The organism is Candidatus Zixiibacteriota bacterium, from assembly GCA_040753495.1.
GTDB lineage: Bacteria > Zixibacteria > MSB-5A5 > GN15 > PGXB01 > DYGG01.
The window spans coordinates 1-7,694 of sequence record JBFMEF010000155.1 but is presented as its reverse complement, the minus strand read 5'-3'; the positions used below and the strand labels follow the sequence as shown (position 1 = coordinate 7,694).

The 7,694-nt window shown below is 49.0% G+C and carries 9 protein-coding genes; 8 read left to right on the top strand and 1 reads right to left on the bottom strand.

The features are described from left to right. A partial coding sequence (locus AB1690_10305) for a phosphoribosylamine--glycine ligase (GenBank protein ID MEW6015703.1) occupies nucleotides 1–453 on the bottom strand: 453 nt, incomplete at its 3' end. A 240-nt stretch (nucleotides 454–693) separates the two neighbouring features. Here AB1690_10305 and lexA point away from each other — a divergent pair. The 8 genes from lexA to argS all read left to right on the top strand — a co-directional run. Then, a complete protein-coding gene (gene lexA, locus AB1690_10300; GenBank protein MEW6015702.1) occupies nucleotides 694–1,311 on the top strand; it encodes a transcriptional repressor LexA in 618 nt (205 codons plus the stop codon). A gap of 132 nt (nucleotides 1,312–1,443) precedes the next feature. Beyond that, nucleotides 1,444–1,692 carry a DUF6504 family protein gene (locus AB1690_10295; GenBank protein ID MEW6015701.1) on the top strand — a complete coding sequence of 83 codons (249 nt, stop codon included), beginning with the start codon at nucleotides 1,444–1,446 and terminating at the stop codon, nucleotides 1,690–1,692. After that, entirely contained in the window at nucleotides 1,680–2,879 is a 1,200-nt protein-coding gene (dinB, locus tag AB1690_10290) for a DNA polymerase IV (protein ID MEW6015700.1), read from the top strand. The genes AB1690_10295 and dinB overlap by 13 nt, the downstream gene beginning before the upstream one ends. An 84-nt stretch (nucleotides 2,880–2,963) precedes the next feature. Then, nucleotides 2,964–4,184, top strand: coding sequence for a PLP-dependent aminotransferase family protein (locus tag AB1690_10285; protein MEW6015699.1), 1,221 nt, complete (start codon nucleotides 2,964–2,966; stop codon nucleotides 4,182–4,184). A gap of 88 nt (nucleotides 4,185–4,272) precedes the next feature. Continuing rightward, nucleotides 4,273–5,115: a diaminopimelate epimerase gene (dapF, locus tag AB1690_10280; GenBank protein MEW6015698.1), complete on the top strand. Its 843-nt coding sequence runs from the start codon at nucleotides 4,273–4,275 to the stop codon at nucleotides 5,113–5,115. Nucleotides 5,116–5,127: 12 nt separating this feature from the next. Then, nucleotides 5,128–6,450, top strand: coding sequence for an MFS transporter (locus AB1690_10275; GenBank protein MEW6015697.1), 1,323 nt, complete (start codon nucleotides 5,128–5,130; stop codon nucleotides 6,448–6,450). A 1-nt stretch (nucleotide 6,451) separates the two neighbouring features. Further along, nucleotides 6,452–6,772 (top strand): hypothetical protein, encoded by a 321-nt coding sequence (locus tag AB1690_10270; GenBank protein ID MEW6015696.1) that lies wholly within the window; start codon nucleotides 6,452–6,454, stop codon nucleotides 6,770–6,772. Then, a partial coding sequence (gene argS / locus AB1690_10265; GenBank protein MEW6015695.1) for an arginine--tRNA ligase occupies nucleotides 6,772–7,694 on the top strand: 923 nt, incomplete at its 3' end. The genes AB1690_10270 and argS, both read left to right, overlap by 1 nt.

Sequence of the window (7,694 nt, the reverse complement as noted above, 5' to 3'; positions counted from 1 at the left end):
CTTTCCGGCCGCCAGACCGCTGGCTTTAATGACTACCGGAAACGCCGCCGATTTGACAAATTTGGTCGCCTCGGTCAAATCGGAGAATATCTGATAGGAGGCGGTCGGGATATGATACTTGCGCATGAATTCCTTGGCAAACGCCTTAGAACCTTCAATTTCAGCCGCCAATTGGGTGGGACCGAAGATGCGCAGGTCGCGGCGGTTAAACTCGTCAACTATGCCCAGAGTCAAAGGAAGCTCCGGTCCGACCACGGTCAGGTCAATGCTGTTTTTCCGGGCAAAATCGGCTAAGCCATTGATATTGTCCGCTTTGATGTCGACCGATTCGGCAATGAGGCTGATGCCGGCGTTTCCCGGGGCGGCAAATATCTTGCTGACCAGGGGCGATTGCTTCAGTTTCCAGATAATGGCGTGCTCTCTTCCGCCGCCGCCAACTACCAATATTTTCATGATGGGGTATCCTTAAGTAAAACCCTATTATAACAAATTGAATTGTCATATCAATATTTTTTTACGGAGTGGCGGCGGTAGGGAGGGGGAGGTATCACTTTTGAATATCACAATTTAAGTTTCACCGGCATGAATCCGACAATTATTGTTGACAACTGAACATCTGTGCAGTAGAATATGAAGGAACAATATAGATGGTTCTAAATATGAAAAGCAGGGAATATAAATAAGGAGGAGCTCGTGACGGTAAAGGGGAAACTTACCCGCAGGCAGAAGGAGATTCTCGATTATATCGAGAAAATGATTACGGAGCGGGGGAAATCCCCGACCATTCGAGAGATTGGGGAGAAGTTTGGTATCAGTTCTACCAATGGGGTGCGGGCGCACCTGGAAGTTTTAATGAAGAAGGGGTATATCCGGAGGCAGAAGTTGATATCGCGGGGGATAGAATTGGCGCGCAGTTTAGCCGGTCCGATTAAGCGGGTGCCGCTGGTGGGAGCGGTGCCGGCCGGTAATCCGATAACGGCGGTGGAAAATATTGAAGGGGAGATAGCGATTGACACCAGTTTTCTCCCATCAGGTGAGACCTTTACTTTGAAGGTGAAGGGGGATTCGATGAAAAACGCCGGGATATTTGATGGCGACCTGGTGCTGGTGAAACGTCAGAAGAGCGCCGAGCCGGGAGAGATAGTGGTGGCGGTGATAGGGGAAGAGGCGACCGTGAAGCGGTATTTTGTGGAGGAAGGCAGCGTGCGGCTTCAGCCGGAGAATGAAGCGTATGAACCGATCCTGGTGGACAGAAACTCGCCGGAGTTTTATATCGCCGGGAAAGTGGTGGGATTGATGCGGAGGTTGTGATGCGATTCAGGAGAGTTTTCTGGATGGTTTTGGTGCTATTGTTGATGCCGGTCGGTTTTGAGCCGGTAGTGTCGCTGCTGGGGCGGGTGTGGGGGTAGCCGGGAAAGAGCCAAAAGGGGAGAGTGATGAAGAATGTATCAGGATATGGATGAGCCGATAGAGGTGGTGGCGGTATTTGCCAACCACAAAATGAAACCGGCCCGTTTTCGCTGGAACGGGCGGGTCTATAAAATCAGTGAGGTAACCGGCGACTGGAAAACCGATATCGGCGCTTATAAAGTACATCATTACGCCGTCGTCGATATCTCCTCCAATTTTTTCCAGTTGACCTTTGATGAGCGTCAGACCAGCTGGACTATAAGCAAGATATGGGTGGAATAGACCGCACCCGCGACTGGCCGAAAGTAATAGTCCATGTCGATATGGATGCCTTCTTTGCCGCCTTTGAAATCCGCAATGCCCCCCAATTGAAAGGAAAACCGGTGATTGTAGGCGGCGACCCCCGCTATCGTTCGGTGGTTTCAACCTGCTCGTATGAAGCGAGAAAATTTGGTGTCAAATCGGGAATGTCGATGTCCCAGGCAAAAAAACTTTGCCCGGAGGGAGTTGTAATTTCCGGCAGTTTGGGAGGATATGTCTATACCGCCTCGGTCCTTCAGGTAATATTCGAGCATTATTCGCCGATAGTGGAGCCGTTCTCAGTGGATGAGGCATTCTTAGATATCACCGGCTGTCATCGGATTTTCCATTCGTCAGAAGCGCTGGTGATGAAAATGAAAGCCGAGATAAGGGAGAAATTATCGTTGACTTGTTCGGTAGGGATTGCCCCCTCAAAGTTGATAGCCAAAATGGCGTCAGGGGAAAAGAAACCGGATGGCATAACCATTATGGATAGAGAGGATTTTAGAAAGGAGTTTTATCCTCGACCGGTAAGTTCACTCTGGGGTATTGGAGAGAAAACACAAAAGGCGCTGAGCAAACTGGGGATTAATACAGTCGGCGAACTGGCAGGATATGATGAAAAGGTCTTGAAAGGATATTTTGGAGTCAACGGCGCCTATTTATCCCGAGTGGCAAGGGGAGAGGATTGTTCCGAAGTAATATCTTGTGATGAATTGCCGGATGATAAATCTATGTCGCATGATACGACTCTGGTGACGGACCTTTCGGATATAGATAAAATTTATGCCACCTTACTCTGGTTATCGGATAAAGTCTCGCGGCGATTGCGTCGGGATAATTTTGTAGCAAGGACAATCTCGGTTAAAATCCGTTCCTCTGAATTTGATACTGTTACCAGAGATAAAACCATATCAACTCCGACCGACCAATGTAAGATTATTTTTGAGACCTCTAAGAGATTAATTCCAAGAGAATATGGACCTAAAGTTAAAGTAAGACTTTTAGGGGTAAAAGCCTCAAATCTTCTGAGTAAAACAGGAGAAAAACAGTTGTCTTTGTTGTCGAATATCAAGATGGATAAATTGAAATTATCAAGTAATGCGGTAGATAAAATAAAAAACAGGTATGGCGATGCTATTGTCAAGTTCGCTGGAGAGAAGATGTGACGTTTATAGATTGACTTTGCACTCCTTTTTGTTATCTTCATTTTAGATATGACTTAACTAAAAAAGAGATAGAGTCAATTTATTATGAGCAAAGAGCCAGTGACCTTTGACTTCAAGGCGACCCCTGAGAAATGGGACATCGCCGCCCATGTTTTATCCCTCGAAAACTCCATAATTAGAGAAATCCTGAAGATATCGTCGCGTCCGGGCGTTATCTCTTTTGCCGGGGGGCTTCCTGCTCCGGATATGTTTCCGCTGCAGGAGATGAAACGATGCGCCGCCGAGGTGATTGATACGTATAAGTCTGATTCGATGCAGTATTCTCTATCGATGGGGATAACGCCACTGCGTGATGCTATCGCGGAGCGTGAGACCAGCCAGGGTTCTCCTACCAAGACGGAAAATATTCTGGTAACCTCCGGCTCGCAGCAGGGGATAGAGCTTTGCGCCCGGGCTTTTATCAGTCCCGGAGATTATATCATTACCGAATATCCAACCTATGTTGGGGCATTGCAGGCGTTCAACTTTTACCAGGCGCGGTACGCCACGGTCGATATGGATGAGAACGGAATGAAAGTGGAGCAGGTCGAAAGCGCTATCAAGAAATATCGTCCCAAGATGATTTATACTGTTTCGACTTTCCAGAATCCGACCGGCATTACCATGTCGGAGGAGCGTCGCCATGCTCTGGTAGAACTGGCGATGAAGTACAATATTCCGCTGATTGACGACAATCCTTACGGGGAAATCCGATTTGCCGGCAAGCCGGTTCCGTCAATGAAGTCAATCGGCGGCGATGCCGTTATCTCTTTGGGCACATTTTCCAAAATAATGGCGCCGGGTCTCCGGATTGCCTGGATTAACGGACCGCTCACGATCATGCCTATCTTTGAGCGGGTTAAGCAGTGCACCGACCTTCATTCCAATACTTTTACTCAGTACATGATATATGCATTTATAAATTCCGGGAAGCTCGACCCGCATATTGAGAAGCTCATTGAAAACTATGGCCAGAAACGAAACTTGATGCTTCAGGAGATGGAGAAGCATTTCCCCTCTGAACTAAGATGGACGAAACCGGAAGGGGGACTATTCCTCTGGATAGAGATGCCCGAAGGGATTTCGGCTTCGAAGATGCTGCCGCAGGCGATTGACCAAAAAGTGGCTTATGTGTACGGGAAACCGTTCTATCCCGACGGCCGCGGCGATAATACCTTGCGACTAAACTTCTCTTGCGCCACCTTAGATACTATCAGCGAGGGAATCAAGAGGCTGGGCAAGGTTATCAAGGACAATCTTCGTTAGTTCAGTATTTCAGTTCATTCAGAGAAGCCCCGTAACTTTGCGGGGCTTTTCTCTTTACAAAAACTTGTGGAACGATATCTTATGGGGCATGAACAGAGTTAGATTCTCAAAATACCATGCGCTGGGGAATGATTTCATCGTGATTGACAATGTCACCAGGCATATTCCTCCGCAGAAAATAGAGGAATTCGCCAGAAAAATATGCAGCCGCAATTTCGGAGTCGGGGCAGATGGAGTCCTCTGGCTATCAAATTCAAAAAGGGCTCACTGCCGGGTTGATGTCTATAATTCTGACGGCAGCTGGGCAGAGAAATCGGGGAACGGATTGAGAATTGTGGCGGCATATCGATATCAGAAATATCGTCGCGGCAGAAAACTCGCGATTGAAACAGCGGACGGCGTGGCGGAAGCGAATATCATAGAAGCCAGAGGTCATCGATTTTCGGTATTGGTGACGCTGGGAAAACCGGAATTTGCGGCAAAGAAGGTACCGATGAAGAGCCGGGATGAATTTCATATCAACCGACCGCTGAAAATTGGAAACAGATGGTACAGAATTACTGCTCTCTCGGTCGGAAATCCCCACGCGGTAATGTTTGTCGATAGTTTGGATTTTGACTGGCAGAGATTGGGCAGTTTGATTGAGCATTCGAAATATTTTCCACGGCGAACGAATGTGGAATTTGCCCGGATAATAAATCGCCGCAAGCTCCGTCTGAATGACTGGGAGCGCGGCGCCGGCGCTACCGGCTCCTCCGGCACCGGAGCGGCAGCATCGGTGGCGGCGGGGGTGGTAAATGGTCTGCTGGACCGCAAGGTGGAGGTTTTATTTCCCAGCGGCGCCCTGCAGATAGAGTGGAACCGCCATAACGACCTTATTTATTTGACCGGACCGGTCGAATTCATCTGCGCCGGGGAATCTGTAATATAGAATCGCACTGATATGCCTTCCACCCAACCGAAATCAAATCACCAATTAGACCTGCTGTCTCCACTGAGGAACCTGAATGGGCATATTGCCGGCTCTTTGAAGGACTATCTCTGGCATATTGGTCTCTTTTCGCGCAATGTGCGGCTGTTTCTTATCGGTTCCTTCCTGATTGGGCTGACATTCGCGACAGCGCAGCTGCTGATTAATCTTTACCTGAAGGAACGGGGTGGAGCGGAATCCTTCATAGGAAGATTCCTCTCGGCAGGAGCGTTCGGGACGGCTATCATCGCCATTCCGGCGGCCGTTGCGCTCAGAAAGATACGACTGAAATTCGTTCTAATCGGCTCAACTATAATTTACATGGCTATCATTGCCGCTATTTCGCGCCTGGGCATCAGCAACTGGTTGATTTTTCTGTCCTTCCTGCTGGGGGTGACAGCAACTTTTAACCGGATTGCAGCGGCGCCGTTCTTCATGCGCAATTCCACGCCGGAAGAAAGAACCTATGTTTTCTCTTTCAATTTCGGGGTACTTCTCCTGGCGGGGATGGTTGGCTCGGTCATTTCCGGATGGCTGGTGGCGTGGTTCACAACCCTGCTTGCCGATGTAATTCAGGCTTATCAATGGACTTTTATTATCAGCATTGTTTGCGGCGTTGCGGCGGTGATTCCCTTCGCCCTTATAAAGGCGGCGGCTCCGACCGAAGAAGACCGCCAGTCGGATTTCTCCTGGTCGCTGCTGCGGCGACAGTCGCGGCTCTATTTGAAACTTCTGTTGCCCCAATTCCTGGTCGGCATTGGCGCCGGGCTAATCATACCGTTTCTGAATTTATATTTCAGAGACAGGTTTCGTCAATCGCCCGACGAGATAGGACTTCTCTTTTTTGCCGTAAATACGGCGATGTTGCTGGGGATTCTGGCCGGACCGGTCCTGGCGAAAAAGATTGGTATGGTCAAAACCATCGTGGCAACGGAACTTCTCTCAATTCCGTTTATGATAATACTGGCATTTACATATTCATTGCCGATGGCGGTGGTTGCCTTTCTGGTGAGGGGAGCGCTGATGAATATGGCGCAGCCGATTGGTACCAATTTCAGCATGGAAATGGTCGGCAGAATGGAACATGCCCTGGTTAATGCCCTTTTGACCCTTTCCTGGACCGGTTCCTGGATGATTTCAACCGTTATCGGGGGACGGCTGATTGAAACGCATGGTTATACTTTGCCGCTGCTGATTGCAGTGGCGCTTTATATTGCATCGGCGGTTCTGTATTATTTATTCTTCCGAAGTTCCGAGCGAAAAGCGGGGAGAGATTACCTTGTAGAGGTTACTTGATATGGAAGTCGGCGGTTTCAGACTGGAAAAAGAGGAAATAGCCCGGCAGATTCATTATGTTCTCAGGGAAATTTATCCTGAGAGGCAGTTTGATGCCGGCCGGATTTATGATATTCTGAGCGAAGAGGCCTCGCCGATTCAGAAAATTGTCTTTCCGGCGGAGAAATTCGCAGAAGTCAATGGAATGGATGGCGCGGAGTTCACCGCTTCCCTCTTCAGAGAACTCGGGGTCGAATTCGAAAAAAATCTGCATGACAAATTCTTTTTCACGATGCGCCGGGAGCAGGGAAAGATAATCTTTCAAACGATGGAACAAAAGTAATGCGAACAGATAGATTTCGACAACTTGCGGCGGAGGTGATTTCTATGGCGATGGGTGAGCTCACTGCTGTCCCTTCGCTTTCGGAAAGTATCTTCGATGTCCCGAGCATTTATCAGCGACTGGAGCCGCCGAAAGACCCCAAAATGGGGAATTACGCCTTTCCTCTTTTCGAAGCGGCGAAGAAATTGGGGAAGAATCCCCACGAGATAAACCGTCAGTTGACTGAAATAGAAAATCGAATTGTCCAGAAGAAGACCGAGTACTCCTGCCTTTCATTCCAGGCCGTGGGCGGATTTAACAACATTTTGATTGACGGTGTTGCTCTGGCGCGGGAGACGATTCACTCGATTCTAATGTCTGGGAATGAATACGGGTCTTCCACCGAGGGACGCGGGAAAAATATAGTCATAGATTTTTCATCTCCCAACATTGCCAAGCCGTTCGGGGTAGGGCATCTGCGCTCAACCGCGATAGGCGGTTCGCTGTATCGAATATTCAGGAAGCTTGGCTTTACGCCGGTCGGGATCAACCATCTGGGCGACTGGGGAACCCAGTTCGGCAAGATGATAGTGGCATTTCGCCGGTGGGGCGACGACCGCGAGCTGCAGAAAAATGCGGTAAGATATCTTTATGACCTCTATGTCAGATTTCACAGAGAGGAAGAAGCGGAGCCAGCGTTATCCGAAGAAGCGCGGCAGGCGTTTAAAGCGATGGAAGACGGCGATGCCGCAACGCTCGCCTTGTGGCAGCAGTTTAAAGACTTGTCGATGGCCGAGTTCAATAAAGTTTATGAAATGATGGGGGTGCATTTTGATTATCAGACGGGAGAATCGTTTTACAACGATAAAATGGAAGCGGTTATTGAGCGTCTGAAAAAAGCGGGTCTGGCGGCAGTGTCGGAGGGGGCGCTGGTGGTTGACCT